General features: G+C 68.5%; 23 protein-coding genes. 12 read left to right on the plus strand and 11 right to left on the minus strand.

From position 1 onward, the window contains the following. Window positions 1-82: 82 nt before the first annotated feature. Window positions 83-1,594 (plus strand): carboxyl transferase domain-containing protein, encoded by a 1,512-nt coding sequence (locus ACWZHB_RS31890; protein WP_427905424.1) that lies wholly within the window; start codon window positions 83-85, stop codon window positions 1,592-1,594. Window positions 1,595-1,706: 112 nt separating this feature from the next. Then, window positions 1,707-2,561: an aldo/keto reductase gene (locus ACWZHB_RS31895; protein WP_427905425.1), complete on the plus strand. Its 855-nt coding sequence runs from the start codon at window positions 1,707-1,709 to the stop codon at window positions 2,559-2,561. Here ACWZHB_RS31895 and ACWZHB_RS31900 read toward each other — a convergent pair. Further along, a complete protein-coding gene (locus ACWZHB_RS31900; RefSeq protein ID WP_427909368.1) occupies window positions 2,542-3,660 on the minus strand; it encodes an NAD(P)-binding domain-containing protein in 1,119 nt (372 codons plus the stop codon). The genes ACWZHB_RS31895 and ACWZHB_RS31900 overlap by 20 nt on opposite strands. 135 nt (window positions 3,661-3,795) lie before the next feature. On the opposite strand from ACWZHB_RS31900, the gene ACWZHB_RS31905 reads away from it, so the two are divergent. The 5 genes from ACWZHB_RS31905 to ACWZHB_RS31925 all read left to right on the plus strand — a co-directional run bounded on the left by ACWZHB_RS31905 (window position 3,796) and on the right by ACWZHB_RS31925 (window position 8,482). Then, window positions 3,796-4,524: an enoyl-CoA hydratase gene (locus tag ACWZHB_RS31905; protein WP_427905426.1), complete on the plus strand. Its 729-nt coding sequence runs from the start codon at window positions 3,796-3,798 to the stop codon at window positions 4,522-4,524. Beyond that, complete coding sequence (locus tag ACWZHB_RS31910) at window positions 4,524-5,657, plus strand: MBL fold metallo-hydrolase (protein WP_427905427.1); 1,134 nt, start codon at window positions 4,524-4,526, stop codon at window positions 5,655-5,657. The genes ACWZHB_RS31905 and ACWZHB_RS31910 overlap by 1 nt, the downstream gene beginning before the upstream one ends. 27 nt (window positions 5,658-5,684) lie before the next feature. Further along, window positions 5,685-5,930 (plus strand): antitoxin, encoded by a 246-nt coding sequence (locus ACWZHB_RS31915; RefSeq protein ID WP_427905428.1) that lies wholly within the window; start codon window positions 5,685-5,687, stop codon window positions 5,928-5,930. 48 nt (window positions 5,931-5,978) lie between these two features. Then, window positions 5,979-8,237, plus strand: coding sequence for an ATP-dependent DNA ligase (locus ACWZHB_RS31920; protein ID WP_427905429.1), 2,259 nt, complete (start codon window positions 5,979-5,981; stop codon window positions 8,235-8,237). 74 nt (window positions 8,238-8,311) lie between these two features. Next, window positions 8,312-8,482, plus strand: coding sequence for an antitoxin (locus ACWZHB_RS31925; RefSeq protein ID WP_427905430.1), 171 nt, complete (start codon window positions 8,312-8,314; stop codon window positions 8,480-8,482). 139 nt (window positions 8,483-8,621) lie between these two features. On the opposite strand, the gene ACWZHB_RS31930 is transcribed toward ACWZHB_RS31925, so the two are convergent. The 5 genes from ACWZHB_RS31930 to ACWZHB_RS31950 all read right to left on the minus strand — a co-directional run bounded on the left by ACWZHB_RS31930 (window position 8,622) and on the right by ACWZHB_RS31950 (window position 14,202). Further along, complete coding sequence (locus tag ACWZHB_RS31930; protein ID WP_427905431.1) at window positions 8,622-9,263, minus strand: cysteine hydrolase family protein; 642 nt, start codon at window positions 9,261-9,263, stop codon at window positions 8,622-8,624. A gap of 156 nt (window positions 9,264-9,419) precedes the next feature. Then, entirely contained in the window at window positions 9,420-10,067 is a 648-nt protein-coding gene (locus ACWZHB_RS31935) for an ammonium transporter (RefSeq protein ID WP_427905432.1), read from the minus strand. A gap of 215 nt (window positions 10,068-10,282) precedes the next feature. Further along, window positions 10,283-11,023 (minus strand): energy-coupling factor transporter transmembrane component T family protein, encoded by a 741-nt coding sequence (locus tag ACWZHB_RS31940; protein WP_427905433.1) that lies wholly within the window; start codon window positions 11,021-11,023, stop codon window positions 10,283-10,285. Next, the gene (locus ACWZHB_RS31945; protein WP_427905434.1) at window positions 11,020-13,173 is read right to left on the minus strand and encodes an ABC transporter ATP-binding protein; all 2,154 of its coding nucleotides are present in this window, start codon (window positions 13,171-13,173) and stop codon (window positions 11,020-11,022) included. The genes ACWZHB_RS31940 and ACWZHB_RS31945 overlap by 4 nt, the downstream gene beginning before the upstream one ends. A gap of 102 nt (window positions 13,174-13,275) precedes the next feature. Further along, window positions 13,276-14,202: a DMT family transporter gene (locus ACWZHB_RS31950; RefSeq protein ID WP_427905435.1), complete on the minus strand. Its 927-nt coding sequence runs from the start codon at window positions 14,200-14,202 to the stop codon at window positions 13,276-13,278. Window positions 14,203-14,286: 84 nt separating this feature from the next. Between ACWZHB_RS31950 and ACWZHB_RS31955 the strand changes: the two genes are divergently transcribed. Continuing rightward, window positions 14,287-15,234, plus strand: a complete 948-nt coding sequence (locus ACWZHB_RS31955; protein WP_427905436.1) for a LysR family transcriptional regulator — start codon at window positions 14,287-14,289, stop codon at window positions 15,232-15,234. Here the strand turns inward: ACWZHB_RS31955 and ACWZHB_RS31960 are convergent. Then, complete coding sequence (locus ACWZHB_RS31960) at window positions 15,176-15,955, minus strand: phosphodiesterase (RefSeq protein WP_427905437.1); 780 nt, start codon at window positions 15,953-15,955, stop codon at window positions 15,176-15,178. The genes ACWZHB_RS31955 and ACWZHB_RS31960 overlap by 59 nt on opposite strands. Window positions 15,956-16,106: 151 nt before the next feature. Further along, window positions 16,107-16,550: a MarR family winged helix-turn-helix transcriptional regulator gene (locus ACWZHB_RS31965; RefSeq protein ID WP_427905438.1), complete on the minus strand. Its 444-nt coding sequence runs from the start codon at window positions 16,548-16,550 to the stop codon at window positions 16,107-16,109. A gap of 73 nt (window positions 16,551-16,623) precedes the next feature. Here ACWZHB_RS31965 and ACWZHB_RS31970 point away from each other — a divergent pair, with 73 nt between their 5' ends. Further along, a complete protein-coding gene (locus ACWZHB_RS31970; protein WP_427905439.1) occupies window positions 16,624-17,220 on the plus strand; it encodes a TIGR03086 family metal-binding protein in 597 nt (198 codons plus the stop codon). A 6-nt stretch (window positions 17,221-17,226) separates the two neighbouring features. Here the strand turns inward: ACWZHB_RS31970 and ACWZHB_RS31975 are convergent, their stop codons facing one another. Beyond that, window positions 17,227-17,994, minus strand: coding sequence for an RluA family pseudouridine synthase (locus tag ACWZHB_RS31975; RefSeq protein WP_427905440.1), 768 nt, complete (start codon window positions 17,992-17,994; stop codon window positions 17,227-17,229). Window positions 17,995-18,031: 37 nt separating this feature from the next. Beyond that, window positions 18,032-19,018 carry an adenylate/guanylate cyclase domain-containing protein gene (locus ACWZHB_RS31980; RefSeq protein ID WP_427905441.1) on the minus strand — a complete coding sequence of 329 codons (987 nt, stop codon included), beginning with the start codon at window positions 19,016-19,018 and terminating at the stop codon, window positions 18,032-18,034. A 247-nt stretch (window positions 19,019-19,265) separates the two neighbouring features. On the opposite strand from ACWZHB_RS31980, the gene ACWZHB_RS31985 reads away from it, so the two are divergent. Further along, complete coding sequence (locus ACWZHB_RS31985; RefSeq protein WP_427905442.1) at window positions 19,266-20,147, plus strand: NAD(P)-dependent oxidoreductase; 882 nt, start codon at window positions 19,266-19,268, stop codon at window positions 20,145-20,147. On the opposite strand, the gene ACWZHB_RS31990 is transcribed toward ACWZHB_RS31985, so the two are convergent. Continuing rightward, on the minus strand, window positions 20,129-20,593 hold the full coding sequence (locus ACWZHB_RS31990; RefSeq protein ID WP_427905443.1) for a hypothetical protein: 465 nt from the start codon (window positions 20,591-20,593) through the stop codon (window positions 20,129-20,131). The genes ACWZHB_RS31985 and ACWZHB_RS31990 overlap by 19 nt on opposite strands. A gap of 129 nt (window positions 20,594-20,722) precedes the next feature. On the opposite strand from ACWZHB_RS31990, the gene ACWZHB_RS31995 reads away from it, so the two are divergent. Beyond that, window positions 20,723-21,535 (plus strand): helix-turn-helix transcriptional regulator, encoded by an 813-nt coding sequence (locus ACWZHB_RS31995; RefSeq protein ID WP_427905444.1) that lies wholly within the window; start codon window positions 20,723-20,725, stop codon window positions 21,533-21,535. A 43-nt stretch (window positions 21,536-21,578) separates the two neighbouring features. Then, window positions 21,579-22,016 carry a DUF6194 family protein gene (locus ACWZHB_RS32000; RefSeq protein WP_427905445.1) on the plus strand — a complete coding sequence of 146 codons (438 nt, stop codon included), beginning with the start codon at window positions 21,579-21,581 and terminating at the stop codon, window positions 22,014-22,016. The last annotated feature ends 67 nt before the right edge of the window (window positions 22,017-22,083 follow it).

The raw sequence follows: 22,083 nt of genomic DNA on the forward strand, positions 1-22,083 counted from the left end.
ACGAATTGTCAAGATGTCCCAATGTGCCGTTGTGATCTCGACACCGTCGCCGAACCTGTCCGGCTAGGCTCGGAGCGTGCGGATGTCGGCGGATGACTTGCTCGGCCAGTTGCTCGACGCCGGCTCTTTCGTGAGCTGGGATCGGGCGCCGATCGAGCCTGCCGTATCGCCGCGCTATCGCCAGGACCTCATCGCGGCGGCCGATCGGGCGGGCACCGATGAGGCCGTGTTGACGGGGGAGGGGTTGCTGCGCGGGCGTCGAGTCGCGGTCCTCGCCTGTGAGTTCGCGTTTCTGGCCGGGTCGATCGGGGTGGCCGCGGCCGAGCGGATTGTGAGCGCGGTCGAGCGCGCGACCGAACTCGGGTTGCCGTTGATCGCCTCGCCGACCTCCGGTGGCACTCGAATGCAGGAGGGGACAGTCGCTTTCGTGCAGATGGTGAAGATCGCGGGAGCGGTGGCCGTGCACAAGGCGGCGGGCCATCCGTATCTGGTGTACCTGCGCGATCCGACGATGGGTGGGGTGTTCGCCTCGTGGGGTTCGCTGGGGCACATCACCTTCGCCGCGCCGGGCGCGCTCATCGGGTTCCTGGGGCCCCGGGTGTACGAAGCCTTGTACGGCAGACCTTTTCCGCCCGGCGTGCAGACCGCGGAGAACCTCTATCGCAACGGCGTGATCGACGGAGTGGTGTCGGTGGAGGTGTTTCGCCGGATCGCGCACCGGGCGATGAGTGTCGCCAGTGGCGTGGTCGAGCCGGTGACATCCGAACCGGGTTGGGCTGTGCCCGTCCGCAGTCCGGCGACGCCCGCGAATCCTGATGCGAGCGCTTGGGATTCGGTGCGCAGCTCGCGTCGGCCGGCCAGACCTGGCATCCAGGACCTGCTTCGCCATGCGACACAACGAGTTCCGCTCAGCGGCACCGGCCGGGGCGACTCGGATCGCACTGTCCTGCTCGCCCTCGCCCGCTTCGCCGGTCAACCGTGCGTCGTCTTCGGCCACGACCGGTCCGGTCAGGAAGGCGAGCACACGATGGGTCCGGCCGCCCTGCGCGAGGCACGGCGCGCGATGGTGCTGGCGCGGGAATTGCGGTTGCCGCTGGTGCTCGTCATCGACACCGTCGGTGCGGCACTGTCCAAGGAGGCGGAGGAACGCGGGCTCGCCCCCGAAATAGCCCGCTGCCTGGCTGATCTCGTCACCCTCGACACCCCGACCGTCTCCGTGCTGCTCGGTCAGGGGACCGGTGGCGGCGCGCTCGCGCTGCTGCCCGCCGACCGCGTGCTCGCCGCCAGGCACGGCTGGCTGGCCCCGCTGCCACCGGAAGGAGCGAGCGCGATCGTCTTCCGCGATACCGCCCACGCGCCGGAAATGGCTGCGGCACAAGGCATCAGATCGGCCGACCTGCTCGAAGACGGTGTGGTGGACCGGATCGTCGAGGAGTACCCCGACGCCGCCGACGAACCGGTCGCCTTCGCCCGCCGCGCGGTCCTGGCGATCGCCGCTGAACTGGCCGACCTGCGTGCCCACGATCCGGCCGCACTGCGCATTCTGCGCCAGGCCAGATACCGGCGAATCGGACTTGCGGGCACCGCGTACTGAATCTGGGCGCGTCACCTGACTCGCGCCCCGCTTCGTACCCATTCGCCTGCCCGGGGAAACACGCGACGCACCGTCGTTGACGGCACCCCGAACCGCTTCTACGGTCGGAAGGGTGACCTTCCGCAGTGAGAGCAGCCCTGTCCCCAGCATCGTGCTCAATGACGGGAACGTGATCCCACAGCTCGGCTTCGGTGTGTTCCAGGTGCCCGCGGAAGACGTCACCGGGGTGGTGGCCGAGGCGTTGAAGGTCGGCTACCGCAGTATCGACACGGCCGCGGTCTACGCAAACGAGGAAGGCGTAGGCCGCGCCATCCGTGAATCGGGGATCCCCCGCGACGAACTGTTCATCACCACCAAGCTGTGGAACTCCGATCAGGGCTACGACAGCACCCTGCGTGCCTTCGATACCAGCATGGGGCGCCTCGGCTTGGACTATCTCGACCTGTATCTGATCCACTGGCCCGTGCCGTCGGCCGGTCGTTATGTCGACACCTTCCGCGCGTTCCAGGCGCTGAAGTCGCAGGGCCGGATCGGTTCGATCGGTGTCTCGAACTTCCGGGTGATCGACCTGGAGACCCTGATCGCCGAGTCGGGCGAGATCCCCACGGTGAACCAGATCGAGCTACATCCCACACTTTCCCAACGTGACCTGCGCCAATACGGCGCCAATCACGCGATCGCCACCGAGGCGTGGAGTCCGCTGGGACAGGGCACGCTGCTCGACAACTCGACCATCGCCGCCATCGCGAAGGATCTCGGCCGCACCCCCGCGCAGGTGATCATCCGGTGGCACCTGCAGCTGGGCAATATCGTCATCCCGAAGTCGGTCACGCCGTCGCGGATCGCCGAGAACTTCGACGTGTTCACCTTCGAACTCGACGCCGAGGCGATGGAGTCGATCAGCCGCCTCGACGCAGGCAAGCGGGTCGGCGCCGATCCGTCGACGTTCAGCGCCGGTCTGGACTGATCCCGAGGTAGTCGGTCAGTTCACGGGCGGCGGCCCGGCCCGCCCGGTTGGCGCCGATGGTGCTGGCCGATGGTCCGTAGCCGATGAGATGGATGCGCGGGTCGACGGCCACCTGGGTCGCCAATCGCCCGGTCATGGTGATCCCGCCGCCGGGTCCGCGCAGCCGCAGTGGTGCCAAATGGTCCAGTGAGCTGCGGAAACCGGTCGCCCACAGGATGACATCGGCGGCCTGGAAACTCCCGTCGGCCCACCGCACACCGGTGGGCTCGATCCGCTCGAACATCGGCAACCGACGCAGCGCGCCCCGCTCGCGGGCGGCCCGCAGACGCTCGTCGAGCGGCAATCCGGTCACCGACACGACCGACCCTGGCGGCAGCCCGGCGCGCACCCGGTCTTCCACCATGGCCACCGCGTCCCGCCCGTCCTGCTCGGCGAACGGCGTCTCCCGCCACCGCGGCTCCGATCTGGTCACCCATGTGGTGGAAGTCACGAGCGAGATTTCATCGAGTAGCTGCACCGCCGAGATACCCCCACCGACGACGACCACATGTTTGCCGGCGAACTCGTCGGCGGTGCGGTAATCGCGAGTGTGCAGTTGGCGGCCGGCGAAGGTGTCCGCACCTGGATACCGGGGGATGAACGGGCGCTCCCAGGTGCCGGTGCCGTTGATCAGACCGCGCGTGCGGATGGTGCCAGCGCCCTCGGTTTCGACCTGCAAAACCTCGCCGCGGCCCGCGCAGCTCTGGCCGTCCGCCGTCCGATCGCACACCACTTTCACCGTCACCTGCCGCTGAACTTGCAGGTCGAAGCGCTTTTCGTAGAGCTCGTAGTAGTGCGGCACCGCAGTGGCGGCGCGCGCTGACTCCGACCCCGTCGGCAATGTCTCGGCGAAGGACATCCCCGGCAGATCGTGCACCCGGTTCACCGTCGTCAGCGTCAGCGAGGGCCACCGGAACTGCCAGGCCCCACCGGGACCGGGCGCGTGATCGACGATCCGGAAATCACGTTCGGGCACCAATCCGAGCTTGCGCAGGTGGTAACCGGCGGAGAGCCCGGCCTGCCCCGCACCGATCACCAGAATGTCGAAGTCGGTCACCAGGCGGCCGGAATCGGGCCGGGACGCGGTGCGTTGTGTGTCGCCACGGTCGTCGATGCTATCGCCTTCCGTGGCGTTGTCGGCGGCCTGTGGCAGAGTGTGAACATCCACGAAATCTGGCGATTCTGGGGAGGACGCATGCTCGGCGTGACCCGCGATGGTGACGTGATCACCATCGAATTGCAGCGCGAGGAACGGCGCAACGCGCTCAACGAGGACCTGGTCGGGCAATTGCGCGCCGCGGTCCTCGACGCGGTGGCCCAAGGTGCGCGCGCCATCGTGCTCACCGGCCGAGGGCCGATCTTCAGCGCGGGCGCCGACCTGTCGGGGGTGTACTCCGAGTCGTTCCTGAACGGCCTGCTCGACATGCTGCACACCATCGAATCCGTTCCGGTGCCGGTGATCTCGGCGATCAACGGCGGCGCGCTCGGCGCGGGTGTGCAACTGGCGCTGGCCTCGGACTTGCGGGTGATCGAGCCCGATGCCTACATCGCGGTGCCCGCGGCCAAGCTCGGGATCTCCGTCGATCGCTGGACGGTGTCGCGGCTGGCGGCCCTGATCGGCGGCGGCCCGGCGCGCACCATCCTGCTCGGCGCCGAATCCGTCTCCGCCGCAGACGCTTACGCCTACGGCTTCGCCAACAAGCTCGGCACCCTCGCCGATGCGAAGGACTGGGCCAAGACCATCGCCGCGCTGGCGCCGCTGTCGCTGCAGGCCATGAAACTGATGCTCAACGACGACGGCACCGGCGCCCCGGCGAGCGCGCAGCAGGAGGCCGCGCTGGCCGCCGCGTGGAGCAGCGACGACGCCAAAGAGGGCCGCCTGGCCCGGCAGGAGAAGCGTCCAGCGAAGTTCGTGGGGCGCTGATGCGGATCACACGCCTGGCCGGTTCGGTGGCGAGCACGCTCGGTCTCGCCTGGATGGCGCGCGCGGTGTGGGGGCTGCCCACCTCGATCGGCGCCGGCCCGTCGGCCATCGCGCCGACCGCGATCGGCAAGTCCTCCTACCGCGACGGCCGGTTCCACAACACCGAGCCGAGCTCGATGCTCGCCGCCGGTGCGGCGCCGTCACTGCTCTGGTCGGGCCTCACCAAAGGACGCGTCGGCCGCCCGGCCAAACCCGTCCCGCTGGTTACCCCGGCAGCTCCCGAGCAGGCCGCCGACCTCGCGGTCACCTGGTACGGACACGCCAGCGCACTGGTGGAACTCGACGGCTACCGAGTGCTGGCCGACCCGGTGTGGAGCGAACGGGTCTCCCCGTCCCCGGTCGTCGGTCCGGCCCGGCTGCACCCGGTCCCCGGCGAGCTGTCGCAGGTGCCCAAAGTCGACGCCGTGATCATTTCCCACGATCACTACGACCACCTCGACAAAGCCACCGTCGACGAGCTCGTCCGCACCCAGCTCGCGCCGTTCGTCGTGCCCACCGGCATCGGCGCGCACCTGCGGCAGTGGGGTGTGCCCGAGTACCGGATCATCGAACTCGATTGGGGCGGCTCGGTCTCGCTCGGCCACGACACCGGCGACCGCGGCCTCACCATCACCTGCGCCGAGGCCAGGCACTTCTCCGGCCGCGGCCTGGTCCGCAACACCACGCTGTGGGCGTCGTGGGCGCTGTCGGGCCCGGCCAAGCGGGTCTACTTCGGTGGCGACACCGGCTACACGAAGGCGTTCGCCCAGGCGGGCGCGGTGCTCGGCCCCTTCGACCTCACGTTGCTGCCCATCGGCGCCTACGACGAGCGCTGGACCGATGTGCACATGAATCCCGAAGAGGCGGTGCGCGCCCACGCCGACCTGTGCCTCGGCGACGCCGGATACGGCCTGCTGGTCCCGATCCACTGGGCCACCTTCAACCTGGCCTTCCACGGCTGGTCCGAACCCGTCCGGCGCCTGGTGTCGGCGGCCGGGGACGCGGGTACTCCAGTGGTAGTGCCCAAGCCGGGCCAGCGGGTGGTTCCGAATGACCTCCCACCACGGGATTCGTGGTGGGAAGATGTGGAGTGACCCTCCTCGCGAAAGGAACATCGGCAGATGAGTCTCGTGGATACCTTGAAGGGCTTGCTCGGTAAGGGCAAGGAAACGGTCGAACAGAACGCCGACAAGATCAATGAGGCGGTCGACAAGGCCGGCACCTTCATCGATGACAAGACCAAGGGCAAGTACAGCGACAAGATCGAGAAGGGCAAGGACGCGGCCAAGAAGGTCGTGCCCCCGCAGGCAGGTCCCGGTACTGCCCCCGGCGGCCCCGCTCCGACAGATCCGGGACCCAAGGCCTGATTCGGTGCGCGGGGACCGGCAGACGGTCCCCGCCGCCGGATCGCGTCGATGGTCCGCCGGGAATTTCGAGCCGCGCCGGGTGAACCGGACATCGAGGTTGAGCTCAGCAACCTCGACAAGGTGCTGTACCCGCAGACCGGCACCACGAAAGGCGAGGTGATCGCCTACTATTCGGCGATCACCGAGGCCGCGCTGCCCCACCTCGTCGGTCGGCCGGTCACCAGGAAACGGTGGCCGAACGGGGTCGACCACTCCGACTTCTTCGAGAAGAACCTCCCTGAGCACGCGCCCGCGTGGATCCACCGCGCCGCGATCGAGCATTCCAGCCGCCGTGTGGTGTACCCGGTGATCGATTCCGAGGCCGGGCTGGCCTGGCTCGGGCAGCAGGCGGCGCTGGAAATCCATGTGCCGCAATGGCGTTTCGACGGTGCCGAGCGCGGCCCGGCCACCAGGATCGTGTTCGATCTCGACCCGGGTCCCGGTGCCGGACTGGCCGAATGCGCCCGGGTCGCACTCGCCGTGCGCGAGCTGGTCGCCGAGATCGGTATGCGGGCGTTCCCGGTTACCAGTGGTAGCAAGGGGATTCACGTCTACGTACCGCTGGATCGGCCGGTGAGTTCACGTGGCGCGTCCACCGTCGCCAAGCAGGTCGCCACCAATCTCGAAGCGCTGCACCCGGATCTGGTGACGGCGACGATGGCGAAGTCGGCCCGCAAAGGCAAGGTGTTCCTGGACTGGAGCCAGAACAACGCCGCCAAGACCACCATCGCCCCCTACTCGCTGCGCGGTCGCGCCGAACCGAACGCGGCCGCCCCACGCGCCTGGTCCGAGATCGAAGACTCGGATACGTTGCGCCAGTTACGTTTCGACGAGGTGCTCGCTCGCTGGAAGGCCGACGGCGACCTGCTCGCCGAACTCGACCCGCCGCTGCCCGCCCGCCCTGACTCCCTCACCAAGTACCGCAGCATGCGCGACCCGCAGCGCACGCCCGAGCCCGTCCCCGAGGCCACGCCGGAACCGGGCCCGGGCAACCGATTCGTCATCCAGGAGCATCACGCCCGCCGCCTGCACTGGGATGTGCGCCTCGAGCACGACGGCGTCCTGGCCTCCTGGGCGGTGCCGAAGGGGCCACCGACCGAGCCGAAACACAACCGCCTCGCGGTGCGCACCGAGGATCACCCCCTCGAGTACCTGCACTTCCACGGCAGCATTCCGAAGGGCGAATACGGCGCGGGGGAGATGACGATCTGGGATTCGGGCACCTATGTCACCGAGAAGTGGCGCTCCGACGAGGTGATCGTGGAACTCGAGGGAGAGCGCGTATCCGGCCGCTATGCCTTCATCCAGACCAAGGGCGACCAGTGGCTGATGCACTTCATGCGCGACCAGTCCCGCCGAGAGCCCATGGCGGACAGCAGCTTCCCGCGCGGGCTCGCGCCCATGCTGGCCACCGCGGGCGAGGTCGAATCGCTGACCGCCGCGGATTGGGCCTTCGAAACCAAGTGGGACGGCTTCCGGGTGATCGTCGAGATCGATGACGGCACAGTCACGGTCCGCAGCCGCGCGGGCAACACGGTGACCGACCGATATCCGCGCCTGGCCGTGCTCGGCGAGGAACTGACCGGGCACCGGGTGATACTGGACGGCGAGGCGGTAGTTCTCGACGACGCCGGACTCTCGGATATCTCAGCGCTGCAAGCGGATTCGGCCCGCGCGGTCTTCGTCGCCTTCGACGTGCTCTACCTCGACGGCACCTCCCTGCTGCGCAAGAAGTACACCGACCGCCGCACGGTGCTCGAAGCGCTGGGCAGGCTGTCGCCGTCGATGAATGTCAGTGCGCTGCTGGATGGTTCGGGCGCCGAGGCGATGAAGGTCAGTCGTGATCAGGGGCAGGAAGGGGTGGTCGCCAAGCGGCTTGGTTCGGTGTATCAGCCGGGCAAGCGCAGTCAGACCTGGCTCAAACAACGCAATTGGCGAATGCGTGAAGTGGTGGTCGGCGGGTGGCGGCGCAGCGACAAACGCCAGTTCAAGTCGTTGCTGCTGGGGATGCCGCACGAGGACGGCCTCATCTACGTCGGCCGGGTGGGTACCGGCTTCGGGGAGGAACAGTCCCGCCGGATCGCCGCCGAATTGCAGAAGCTCCACCGCGACACGTCACCGTTCACCAATGAGCTAACCGCCGACGAACGCCGCGACGCGCAATGGGTCACCCCCGAACTCACCGGCACGGTCCGCTTCCAGGCGTGGACCGATACCGGACGGCTCTGGCACCCCGTATGGGACGGTGTGACGAGTAAGCCACGATGATGCGCACCGTGAAAGCTGCGATGTTGCTACGGTAATCGCGCTAGACCCGGTGTCGAATCAACGAGGAGTGCGCGGTGGATTTCAAGAACCTGGCGGGCAAGGCGATGGACCTGGCTGCCCAGCATGCGGACAAGGTCGACAGCGTCATCGACAAGGCCGGTGACGTGGTCGACGAGAAGACCGGCGGCAAGTTCAGCGGCCAGGTCGACTCCGCACAGGACGCAGCCAAGAACGCCCTGCGCTGAGTCTTTTCTGCGGCTGGCGCCGCGGGATTTTCGGCTCTGATTGCCTCGAATCCGAGGCACGGTACTGCGCATCCGGCGTTCCGTCTCGTGCCTCGGATCCGAGGCGGCCGAAAATCCAGTGCTGAAAGATTGCCGGTTGTCAGCTGTCGGTCATCAGGCCGGAGATCGTGTCGGCATCGGTGACCAGCGCGTTGCCCTGGAACGCGAAGTCGGCGTAGGCCCGCGCCATCGCTTCCTTGTCGCGACCGCCGCAGGCATCACTGATCACCACGGGCACGAAACCCAGATCGGTCGAATGGCTGACGGTCGGCGCGATCCCGATCTCGAGCGCGACACCGGCGATGGCGTAGGAGCCGATCCGCAGATCGCGCAGCAGGGTGGCCAGTGGCGTCCCCTCGAACGCCGACATCGACATCTTGTCGAAGACCAGCTCGTCCGCGCGCGGCACCAGCTCCGGTACCAGCTCGAACGCTGGCGTATCGCGTTGCAGGATGAAGGCCACGTCGTCGACGGATTCGGCGTTCTGCCAGCTCATCAGCAGCCGCATCCCGTACACGCCGGTCAGTCGCCGCGGCGGGAAGAAGTGCCGTAGGAAGATCACCGGATAGCCGCCGCGGCGGGCCGCTTCGACCACCCGCACGACGCGTTCGGTGATCTCCTGCCCGTCGGGCAATTGACCGAGGACACCGACTTGCATGTCGTAGACGATCAGCGCCATCCGGTCGGGCGCGCACAGATCATCGAGGGTATCGGGTATGTCGAGTCCGTTTCCTTGTCGCACCGGCGCCAGTATCGTCGAACTGATCGGGTGTGTCGACCATCGTGGGCGGCTGCGTGCGGCCGCATCGCTGAGGTTCGCGGTCAGACAGTCGAGACGAGCCGCACCGGCATCCCCGTAGGTGCCGGTGCGGCTCGGTCGGTCACGCTGTGTCGCAGGCTATTTCGCGGCCCACTGGGTGGTGCCCGCGGGCGCGTTCCACGTGTTGATCAGATCCATGCCCGCGATGATCAGCGTCGGCCCGCCCGCGACCAGGGTGCCGATGATCCCGCCGACGGTGGCGCCGGTGATGAGACCGGGAACCGCGCCAACTCCACCCGCCGCCGCGCCGACCACGAGCCCGATGACGGCGCCGATGGCCATGCCGACGAAGCTACCGACGGCGGTGGCAAGGCCGAAGGTGGAGGCGAAGTTCGCTTGCGCCGCATAGTTTTCCGCGGGCGAGGCGACCGGCGTCAGGTTGGGCCGTGCCGCCGCGACATCCTTGACCGCGGTCAACTCGAGCACCCGGCTGTCCTCGCGAACGGTGTGCGGCAGTGGGTATTCGAAGCTGCCGTCGCGGACCGAGAGGGGCAGCGAGACCAGGGTCGCGCCCGCCTCGTCGCGGATGTCGACGGCGCCGCCGGTGACCACGAAGGTGCCGTGGGTGAGGGTGGTGATGACGGTGTTGCCGACGAGCTCGGTGCGATACTCGACATTCGGCGTTACCGGATCGGCGCCGGCCACGCCGGTACCCACCAGTGCTGCCGCGAGCACGGGAATGGCGGCCGCGGCGATTTTGCGGATGATCATATGAACATTTCCCATCTGGAGTTCATCAGGTGTGACGTGCCCGAACATGCGCCGTGGTGGTGACTTCCCCCGAGAGTTCGTAACCGGCGCGAGAAGCTGCCTAGCTCGATTTCTGTGACGAACAATAGCCCGCCATAGGGTTTCGGGACAGTGAATTCCGGGTATTGCTATCTGCTTCAGGATGTGGCCGGTGCCCACGCGGACCCGCCGCACAGGTCGAGCGCCCGGATTCAGCCGAGGACGTTGCTCAGCACCACCGCGCCGGCGCAGACCGCGACCACGACCGCCAGTGCGATCGCGTCGCGACGATGCGGTGAGCTCGGGTGTGCCGTCAGCATTCCGGTGCCCCCACGCGCGGTGATCGCCTCGCCCAGTTCGCCCGCGCGTCGCGACGACACCGCCATGCACGCGGTGAGGATGTCGATGAGCGGATTGTCGGCGGCACGGTGCAGTAGGCCGTCCTTCGGGCGCAGTTTGCGCGCGGCGCGCAGCACCCGGATCTCGTCGAACAGCAGCGGCAGCCCGCGCAGGGTCAGTGCGACGACGACCGCCCACTCGTCGACCGGAAGGCGCAACTTGCGCAGCGGCGCACCGAGTTTCGCGAGAGCGGGGGCGATCTCGCCCATCGGGGTGGTGAACGCGATCAGGAACGAGGCCACCACCAACACCAGTCCGAACACGAAGATCTGGAGGTAGCCGAGCACCGCTTTCATCCCGATCGGCGCGTTGATCAGGCCGCCGAGCACGACAAGCCCCCAGAACCACCACGGCAGCCGGGGGACAGCGCCGAACGGCAGCCGCGCGAGCACCCAGATCGCGACCAGGAAGGCCGTGATGATGCCGAGGACCGGCCACGACGGCAGGAACATCAGCAGCAGGCTGAGCAGGAACGCGGCGATCATCTTCGTGCCGGCCCACAGGCGGTGCACGACGCTGTCGACCGGTACTTCACGCAGCAGCACGGTGCTCATCGGGTCGTGCCTTTCGGTGCGCTGGGATGGGTCGCCGGGCCGACGCGTAGGTTCGCCGTCGCGCCCTCGTCACTCCGGCGCCCCAGTGGGAGCCCCGGTGCGAACGACGGCTTCTCGCGAGCGTGCTCGGGGCGGGGGATCGCGTGCCCGTCCGCGGAGACCACCACACCCGCGTCCAGGTGCACTGTGCGGTCGCAGACCATGGACATCTCGGCGACATCGTGGGAGATGATGATCAGCGTCAGCCCCGAATCCCGCAGCCGGGCAAGCAGTTCCACGATCTCGGCGCGACCCTGCGGATCGAGGCCCGCCAGCGGTTCGTCCAGGACGACCACCTGCGGATGACTGGCCACCATGGCGGCGAGGACTACCCGCTTGGCCTGCCCGCCGCTGAGCTCCTCGACCGAGCGGGCGGCGAGGCGGCGATCCAGCCCCACCGCGTCCAGCGCCTGCCCGACCGCGCCGGAACCGGTCGCCCGCCCGCCCCAGTCGGCGATCTCGGCGCCGACGGTCTGCTTCTGTAGTTGCAACCGGGAATGCTGGAAAGCCAGCGCGACTCCGCCGACCTGCTTGTCGACCGCGGTGCCGCGCAGTTCGCAGCGGCCCGAGCTCGGCGCGATCAGTCCCGCGATGATCCAGGCGAGCGTCGATTTGCCGGAGCCGTTGCCGCCGACGATCAGCAGCGCCTCGCCCTTGCGGACCGAGAGGTCGACGCCGTGCAGGGCGGGTGCCTCCCACGGCGTGCCGCGGTTGTAGGTGTGGCGCACGTCGGCGAGTTCGAGGACGGGGGCGCCCATCGGCCTGCGGCGCTGGTCGCGGGCGGGGTGCGGCCAGCTCGCGAGATGGTCGACGGTGCGGCCGTTGGCCAGGTGGATCACCCGGTCGGCGGCGGTCGCGTCGGCTTCGTGGTGGGTGACGAGGACGACGGCGGTGCCGTGCCTGCGGGGGAGTTCGGCCAGCAGGGCGACGAGTTCGCGGCGGCCGTCGGGGTCGATCATGGAGGTGGCTTCGTCGGCGATGAGCAAGGCCGGGCGGCGGGCGAGGGCGGCGGCCACGGCGAGGCGCTGTTGCTGGCCGCCGGAGAGGGTGGCGGTTTCGCGGGCGCCCATGTCGGCCAGGCCGACCTCGGTGAGCAGGGCGTCGACGTCGACCTCGGCGGCCGACTCCGCCGCCAGACCCCACACCACGTCGTCGGCGACCGAGACGCCGAGGGTCTGGCTCTCGGGGCGTTGCAGGACCAGCGCGGTTCCGCCGATGGCACCCAAGCCCGCCGAACCCGGACGATCCACCGCACCCGTGGTCGGTGGTCTGCCTGCCAGGACCCGGGTCAGGGTCGATTTGCCGGAGCCGTTGTGGCCGACGACGGCGACGAATTCGCCCTGGCGGATGGTGAGGTCGATGTCGGCGAGCGCGTCGATCTTCGTGCCCTCGTAGCGGTAGCCGACGCCGTGCAGGGATACCGGTAGTGGTCCGACCGGGCGATCGTCGAGCGGGGCGTCGAGGCGGTCGCTGCCCGGCAACCAGGCCAGCCGATCGAGTACCGCGCCGAGCACGAACCAGGAGATCACTGTGCTGACCAGCACGCCGAGCGCCACCGTGGCGCCGATGTAGATCCACCACCACTGCAGGATCACCTCGACCGCCTCGGCGGCCATCCTGCCCACTGGTTCCAGCCCGGGTACTTTCGCGGTCTGTTCGTCGATGCCCTTCGCGATATTTCGGAACGCCTCGAAGAACAGCTCACGAGTTCGCGCGAAGACCACGAGGCCGCCGACGGTGAACACACCCCAGCCCGCCGAGGCGACGATCCCGATGGCGAGCACCGCGGGAAGCCCGCCGCCTCGGCGTTTCACCGTTCCGATGATTCCCGCCACGGTGGCCGCGCCCATCACGCCGAGCGCGGGCATGACGCCCGCGGCTACGAAGGTGACCAGCGTCGCCGCGATAGTGGCGGTAACCAGCGCGCGCGCTCGATACCGCTGGGCGAGCAGGCCGAGCGGGACTGCCGCGACGAGTTGTAGTGCGGCGGCCATGGGGACCAGGGAGCCGACGGTGATGAGGCCGACCGTGAGCCCAGCCATCACCGCGCCGCTTGCGAGTTCGATCGGGCGCAGGGGACCGCTGGGCAGGTCCACGGGCTTGTCTCTCACGTGTCCAGTCTGCCAGGGGGTTGGGAGTGGGGGTGTGGGGCTGATGTGGAGGTTGTGTACCGGCGACCCGGCCGCGACCGGTCAGTTGGTGGCCGCCGCTCCCTATCGGTCGCGGGTGGGGGTCGGGAGTGCGGTCATGGCGGGCTCGGGATTTACGGGTGTGCGGTGGAACATGGTCGGGTTCAGGCGGGCTATGGCAACGCCGGTCAGGCACAGGATGCCGCCGAGGAGGGCGGTTGGCGTCGGGATTTCCGCGAGGAAGATCCAGGACATGAGGATGGCCAGGGCGGGGACGGCGTAGCTCGAGGAGGCGGTGACGCCTGCGGGGGTGTGCGACAGGGCGTAGGCCCAGAGGAGGAAGGCCAAGCCCGTCGGGACGAGGCCCATGTAGACGATGCCGACGGTGGCTGACAGCGGCGCCTCGGCCAGTTCGTGTGCCATCCGCGGCGCCCACGGCAGCAGGACGACTGCTCCGGCGATCGCGCCCAACGCCGTCGTGGTCACCGGATCGGTCGTGCGCAGCACGAGTTTCTGTGCCACCACGCTCACGCCGTAGAGCAGCGCGGCGGCTACCGCGAGCAGTACGCCGATGCGATCGCGCTGCCCGGGGCCGGTGAACGCGATGATCGCCGCACCGCTGAAGCTGACCGCGATCCCCACGACGAGCAGCGGCGGGAAGCCCTCGTTCAGGAACAACCCGGCCAGCACCGCCACCACGATGGGCGCGATATTCACCAGCAGCGCCGTGGTGCCCGCGTCGAGATGATGCTCGGCGGCGTTCACCAGCACCGTGTACAGCCCGAACCACAGCGCGCCGTACGCCAGCGTCAGCCACAGCGCCAGGCCGCGCGGCATCGGCCCACCACGGACCGCGAGCACCACGCCCAACACGATCGCGCCGACGAGGATCCGCCCCGACGCCATCGCGGCGGGCGAGACGTACGGCGCGATGCCGCGGATGATCACGAACGACGATGCCCAGGTCAGCATCACGGCAACGAGAGCGAGCGCGGGCAGGCGTGACTTCATTCCTCTACGGTGGCCCTGTCGAGGAGTAAGCACAAGCGGTTATCAGCCATCTAATATTCAGTAAGACTGAATTGAGGAACTCGCATGATCGACACCCATCGCCTGATGATCTTCCGCGCCGTGGTCGCGACGGGCTCGGTGGCCGCGGCGGCATCGACGCTCGGCTACTCGCCGTCGGCGATCTCCCAGCACCTCGCCGCGCTCCAGCGCGAAACCGGCTTGCGGCTACTGGAGCGGGTGGGCCGTGGCGTGGAGCCGACCCCGGCGGGACGAGTGATCGCGGGTGAGGCCGCGAAGGTGCTCGACGAGTTGACCGCGCTCGGGTCGACAGTGTCGGACCTGCGCGCGGGCAAGGCCGCCCGGATCACGATCAACTCGTTCAGCTCGGCGGGCACCAACTGGATGCCCGACGTGGTCGCCACCCTCACCGACGAGTTCCCCGACACCAGGGTTCGCCTGCGGATCGTCGACGAGCTGGCCGCGGTGTCGGACAACCGCCCCGACATCGCCCTGACGGTCCGGCTCGGCAAACCGGCCCAGGTCGCCGGCTACACCCACCACGACCTGATGACCGAGCCCTACGTCGCGGTGGTCCCCGCCGACCACGAACTCGCGGCACGCACCACCGTCGATGTCGCCGAACTGGAGCAGTACCGCTGGATCGACAACGACACCAGCCACGGCCCCTGCCGGCAGGCCATGCTGAACGCTTGCGCCGCAGCGGGTTTCACCCCGCGGTTCGTCGTGGAAACCACCGACTACCCGTCCGCGCTCCGATTCGTGGCGCGGGGAGTCGGCATCACCGTCGTCCCGCGTCTCGGCGCCACGGACCTGCCGCCCGGCGCCTGCGCGCTCGAGCTGACCAACCCGACCCCGCGCCGCACGATCTGCGCGCACATCAAGGACGCCGAGTCCTACAGCCCGGTCGTCACCCGGACGATGGAGTTGCTGCGGGCCGCGGCGGCACCGGCGATCAGACGGGCGGCTGGGCCAGCCAGCCACCCATCGCCACCGAGCGGAAATGCGTGGTGAGCCCGAAGCTTTCGTCGATCACGTGCAGTGCGATGGCCGGGTCGGGGGCGTAGTCCATGACGCGGTCCGGCGGCGTCACCTCCCATTCGCCGCCGAGAACGGAAGCGGTACTGGGACAGCTGATCATGGGTTTGCCCGCGAAGGTCGTCGCGATGGGGGAGTGGGCGTGGCCGGTGAGGATGCCGACGATGCGTGGGTCGCCCGCGACCACGGCAGCCAGCCGGCCGGGGTCGGCCAGCGCGATGACATCGACGACGGGACTGAACACCCGCTTGGGTGGGTGGTGCAGGGCAACCAGAATCGGCCCGTCGGGCGCCTCGGCGAGCGTGGCGCGCAGCCAGTCGAAGGTGTCCTCGCCCAGCAGACCCGCCGGTTGGCCGGGGATACTCGAATCGAGCATGACGACCGTGAGCTCGCCGACCCGGTAGACATTGTTGATGGGAGTCGTCGCGGCGGGCTCGCCGAGCAGCGCGGTACGGAAGTTCACGCGGTCGTCATGGTTGCCGGGCAGTAGGTACACGGGGATTTCCGCGGCCCGCAGGGCCGTTCGTGCTTGCGCGTACTGTTCCGGCGTGCCGGAATCGGTGATGTCGCCGGTCACGAGGATGACGTCGGGCCTGCGCGGCAGCTCCGCCAAATAGCCCATCACCGCCTCCACCCGTTCGGTGTTGCGCGCGCTGTGGTCGAAGTGGGTATCGCTGAGCTGAGCCGCCAGGATCATCGGCAGTCGCTTTCTTCTCTGGGATCGCTCCGTTGCGTCAGAGTGCGCCGGTATGACTCATCGGCACCTCTCCAGGCTAGATGACCTGCGTTTATTCGTCTGCATGAGCCGTACCACGGGCCGAAACCCAAGCCGTGGTCTGTGTCACTCGTCACCGCTGCGATCTCGTGGATCCGGTGCGGTCGGCGAGCAGTTGTAGTACGCGGAGGAAGGTGCGGCGATCGGCGGCGGGCAGGTCGGCCAGTAGTCGCTGCTCCTGCTGCTGGATGTCGTGCTGGGCGCGGTCGCGTAGGTCGGCGCCGTCGGCGGTGAGCCGGATCAGGTTGACGCGCCGGTCGGCCGGATCGGGCTCGCGCAGGATCAGGCCGCGCTGCTGGAGATCGTCGAGGACGGGGATGATCCGGGTCTTGTCCGCCCGGATCGCCTTGGCGAGCGCGGCCTGGGTATGGACGGGCTGTTCGTCGAGTCCGAGCAGCACCACGTAGGCCCACATGGTGAGCCCGTGCCGGTCGAGGACGGGCAGCTCCGCCTCGGTGAGCGCACGGCCGAGGGGGACGAGCATGGCCGCGAGATCCGGGCGGGTCGCTTTCGGCATGGTCGAAATCTACCGCCGGGCGGGTCGGTCGATAATCCTTGGCAGATTGTAAGCATGAGCGTACGGTCGGCGTATGCGTACTATTGCGGCGGAAGAGCTGGCCAGGCACGAGCGGGCGGTGCGACTGAGTATCGACGCTGTCGAGGCGGCCTCCGATGCCTCGCTATCGATCGAAACACCCTGTGCTGGTTGGGATTTGCGCGCTCTGCTGGACCATATGGGTACCCAGAATCGCGGTTTCGCCGCCGCCGCTCGCGGTGCGAACGACCCGGCGGTGTGGACGGTGCACCCTGCCGTCGATCCGATCGGTGACTACGTCCGGTCCGCCCATGATGTGGTCGAAGCCTTCGCTACCTGCGAGGCCCGCACCGTGCTGCTCCCCGAAATCCCACCGGGCGAGTTCCCCGCCGCGACCGCGCTCGGCTTCCATCTCATCGACAGCGTCGTTCATGCCTGGGACGTCGCCCGATCGGTAGGCGGTGCGATCGCAGTGGACGCCGACCTGGCCCCCGCTGCCCTGCGGATCGCCGAAGCGGTCCCCACCGGCACGGCTCGCCTTCGCCCCGGCGCCGCGTTCGGTCCCGCGCTCGAGGTCACGGACACGACGGCGACGCTGGCTCGCATCTTGCGAATTCTCGGTCGCGCACCCGAGTGGATGCCGAGAAGGTAAGCGCGGTCAGCCGGAAATCAGCTGTGCCGCGGTGTGCAGAAGTCGCGCGCCTTCGTCCGGGTCACGGGTGAGCGGTTCCCAGAAATCAGGTCCTGGGGTGGCCTCGAGGTCGAGCCGCGGTGGGGTCAGCCAGGCGGCGTTGAGGCCGAGTTTCCAGGAGTGCAGGTGGGTGCGGGGGAGCGCGGCGGTGCGGTCGAACAGTGGGTCGCCCAGGATCGGGTGGCCGATCCAGGCCAGCTGCACGCGAATCTGATGACGCCGCCCGGTCACCGGCCGCAGCGCGAGCAGCGCGTGCTCGCCGTGCCGGGCGACGGTGCTGAACAAGGTCCGCGACGGATAGTTCTTCGCGGGCAGCAGATCGGCCTCGTCGACGAACCATCGATCGCCCTCGCGCTGGATCGCCTCCCGCGGCGCCGCGATGCGCACCCGATTCTTGCGCCCCACACTCAAGGCCAGATCGAGCTCGCCTTGATCGGGCAGGTCGGCGCCCGACACGATCGCCAGATACACCTTGCGCGCGGTCTGATTGTTGAACTGCCTGGTCAACGGTCCGTGCGCGGCCAGATCGGTAGCCAGCAGCACCAGCCCGGAGGTGACCTTGTCGATCCGGTGCACCGGATACAACTGCGTCCCCGCCGCCTGCGCCAACTCCACCAGGTCGGTGTCGTGCCGCTCGCCGGTCACCGAGATTCCCGACGGCTTGTTCAACGCGAGCACCGCGTCATCGGCGAACACGGTGTAATCCTCGCGCACGCTGCGCCAATCCAAGTCCACTACAACACCCTAGATAATGGTGTTGTCACCCGGCGGCTCATGCCTGCCGCAGGCGATGGGGGCGCAGGCGATTGAACCCGCGGACGCGGACGCTGCGCAGATGGCGGATGGCGAAATCGGGATGTTCGCCGAGGGCATCGGCGGCCGCGTCGTCGATGAGAACATTGCCGGGCCTGGCCACACCGGTGAGCCGGGCGGCGATATTGACGACCGAGCCGTAGAGGTCGCCGAAGCGTTGCAACACCTCGCCGTAGGCGAAGGCGACGCGCAGCTCCGGGGTGCCGCCGACGAGCATGGTCGACTCCTGGATGGCCAGCGCGATGAACGCGGCGTCCTCGGCGGTCTCGGCGGCGAACATCACCTCGTCGCCGACATTCTTGATCACCCAGCCGCCGTTGTCGGTGATCGCCGAGGTGGTGGTGGACTCGAAAGCCTCTAGCAGCGTGGACAATTCGTCAGGGTGCAGGTGCCTGGTGAGCCGGGTGAAGCCGACCATATCGGCGAATCCCACCGCCAGCGTTCGCATCGAACCGCCGCCTTGGGCATCGCTGGACCGAGCGACCGCGGCCGCCAGATGCCTGCGCCACACATACGACTGCAACTGATCGATGCTCGCCATGGTGGATTCCGTTGCGGCCCTGACCCGTTCCTCCAGGGCAACAGCGGGGTCGCCCGCCGCGACGCGCGCCGTGATCTCGGCCAGCACCAGATCGGCCTGCCACTCAGCCAGCCGCGCCATGCCCTGGCCGATCGTCCGTGCCGCCGCTGCCTGCTGTCGAATATCGGACGCGGCAACGACTTTCATGCTCCGAAAGTTGGTGACGGCGGTGACATCGATCTGGGTGTAGTCGACCTCGGCGTCCTCGTTGGCCGGAAACCCCAGCGCGGTCCACAACCGCCGCGACTGCGCCTCCGGCACCCCCGACTGCTCGGCCACCTGCGTGCGCGTATACCGCCGCGGCCCGCCGAGCAGCGCCTCCTCGACGCTGTGCTGCACCAACTCGGTCATCTCGGCCTTCGACATACCCAAACTCTACGACTGCGCCGCGCCAGTGTTGGTCATCCTCGTCCGCGCCTTGGCATGGGTCATAAATCGGCCGGCCTCGACGGTGACACCTGGCACAGCGACCCCGGCCCCGATATCGGTGACCTGGTCACTTACCCGCCCGTGCGCAGGGGATGGCAAAAGTGCGTACTTGTCGGCGGCGGAGCGGCGAACCGACACTCGGTCCATAGCGATCGTCGGATCGCCCACGAGGACAGGAGCCGGGATGATCAAGGAATCGGTGACGGTGCTCGGCACCGGGTCGATGGGCAGCGCGCTGGCAGGCGCCTTTCTCGGCGCGGGTTACCGCACCCAGATCTGGAACCGCAGCCACGACCGAACGGCCGCGCTGGTGGCCGCGGGCGCGACCGCGCACCGCGACATCGCCGATGCCATCACCGCGAGCCCGGTGATCATCTCCTGCCTCACCACCTTCGACGCCACCCGCGACAGCCTGCGCGGCGCCGAGGGGCTGACGGGTCGGGACCTCATCACCCTCAACAGCGGAACACCCGCCCAGGCACGGGAATTCGCCCGGTACGCCAACGGCGAGGGCGCGCGGTTCCTGGGTGGTGCGATCAAGAATGTGCCTGCGGCAGTGGGCAATCCGGACACGCTGTTGTATTTCGGTGGTGACCGCGATGTCTTCGACACCCACACCGCCACGCTGGGCGTGCTCGGCGGGGACCTCGAATTCCTCGGTGCCGAGCCAGACCTGGCCGCGCTCTACGAATCCGCCGTCGGCGCGACCCTGCTCCCGGCGCTGCTCGGTTTCCTGGAAGGCGCGGCGGTCCTGGCCTCGCGCGGACTGCCCGCATCGTCGATGGTGCCGCATTCGGTGAAGTGGTTGCAGATGATCGAGTCGCTGCTGCCGGTCCTGGCGGGCGAGATCGACGACAGGGACTACACCCGGCTGGGTTCGTCGGTCGAGCTTTTCCACGCCGCCGTGACAGACGACGAGCGGCTCGGCGCCGAAACCGGTGTCGACCTGTCCTGGCACGCGCCGATGCACGAGCTGCTGAGCCGTGCGGTCGCCGACGGACGCGGCGCGCAGAGCATCACCGCGCTGATCGAGCTGTTGACAACGCGTCAGCGCAGCACGCTGTAGACGGCCGACAGGGTGAAGCCGTGCGCCCCGACCTCGCAGCTGACCGTGCCCTGGTAGCCCACGCCGCAGGTGGTGTTCCCCGAGGTGACCCGGTGCCCCTCGGGCAGCACCTTCGCGGCCGGGTGGGTGAAGCCGGGGCGGTCGGCGTCGACGAAATGCGCTGCTTCCAGGATCGCGACCCGGAGCTGGTCGGTGCCCGCGGGCGCGTCGAGCGAGACGGCGTCGCATCCGGCCGGGCCGTTGTTCCAGTAGATGGCGCAGTGCCGCCCGTCGGGGGTGGTGAAGAAGACGCTGCCGGGGTTCTCGTAGTCGGGAAGGTGGTAGTCGAAGGGGTCGACCGGCGTGTAATCGCCGATTCCCGACTGGGCCGCGGCCGTTCCCCCGGCCAGGAACCCGGCGGTCAGCGCGGCACCGGACGCGACGGTGAGTGTGGATCGAAGCAACATAGGACGCCTCCCTCGACTGTGTTGTACCTGGTATTTCGCCGCCCCGACGCACGTTGTTAACCGGCCGAACAGAACCCTTCGCACGGTGCGATGCAAGGGGGGCGGGCTATACCTTCTACGCTGGCTGCCATGTCGTCACCCGCTCTCGGCGAGTTCCTTCGCACCCGGCGCGCTCGCATCCAACCCGCCGCCGTCGGACTGAGCGAATACGGTCGTCGCAGGATGGTCGGATTGCGCCGCGAGGAAGTGGCCCAGCTGGCCGGGATGAGTGTGGATATCTATACCCGCCTCGAGCGGGGGCGTGGTGAGAACTTCCCCGATTCGGTGCTCGACTCCGTCGCCCGTGCCCTGCGTCTCGACGCCGCCGAACGCGACCACTTCTACACGCTGGTGCGCCCCGCCGACCCCGACTACAACTACGCGCCGATGATTCGCCCCGGCACCCGGCTACTGCTCGACTCGATCACCACGCCCGCGTTCGTGCTCGGCCGCCACATGGAAGTTCTGGCCTGGAATGCCATGGGCGACAAGGTGTTCGGGTTCACTGCCGGCTGCAATCTGGCTCGTTTCACGGTCCTGCACCCAAACGCGGGCGTCTTCTATCCCGACTGGGAACCGGTCGCCGCGGAAACCGCCGCCTACCTGCGTCGCCAGGTCACCCGCTGTCCGCGCGATCGCAGGCTGACGGCCCTGATCGACGAGCTCACCGCGGGTAACCCGGTGTTCCACCGCATTTGGTCGATTCAGCCCCCGGCGGGCGATCCGCACGGCACCAGGCTGATTCAGCATCCCGTGGTCGGCCGGATCGAATTCGGTTACGAGACATTGGCATTGCCCGGCGACGAGGATCAGCTGCTGGTGGTCTACACGGTGGACCCGGCATCCTCGGCAAGCGATGCCATCGCCGCGTTGGATGCCCGCGAACTGGTCGGCGCTCGCTGACCCTGCGCCTGCGCCGGTCGTCTCGGGATGAGACGCTCGAAGGATGACGATCGACGAAATCACCGACTACGTGACCGCCCTCGGCGGCGTGCTGGTGCTGCGGCCGACCGAAGGGAGCGACGCTCCCGAGATCAGCTGGGGTGACAGCTTCTTCTACTACGCCCCCGACGGCGTCGTCCCCGCAGGTCAGCCCTTCGCCACCATCGTGATCAAGGATTACCCCGGCGACGAGACATCCGACCTGAACCGCCCCGGCAGCTTCCGCGTCAACATCGCCGCGAGCAAAACGACTTTCGACGAAGCGGCCGCCCCGACCGACGCGAGCATCGAGGACACCGTCGTCGCCCACCCCCTCTACGCTGCCGCGAACTGGCTCGCGGTGGTGAACCCGGGGGCCGCCACCGAAGCGACGGTCCGCGAGTTGCTGCGCGAGGCCCACGACCGGGCACGCACGCGCGCCGAGCGACGCGCGGCCGAATAGCACCGCCGATCGCACCCGACTGACATTTTCGGTCGCTAATCGTTTGCTGATGTCAGGTTCCGCGACG

It is taken from the genome of Nocardia sp. FBN12, assembly GCF_054031145.1.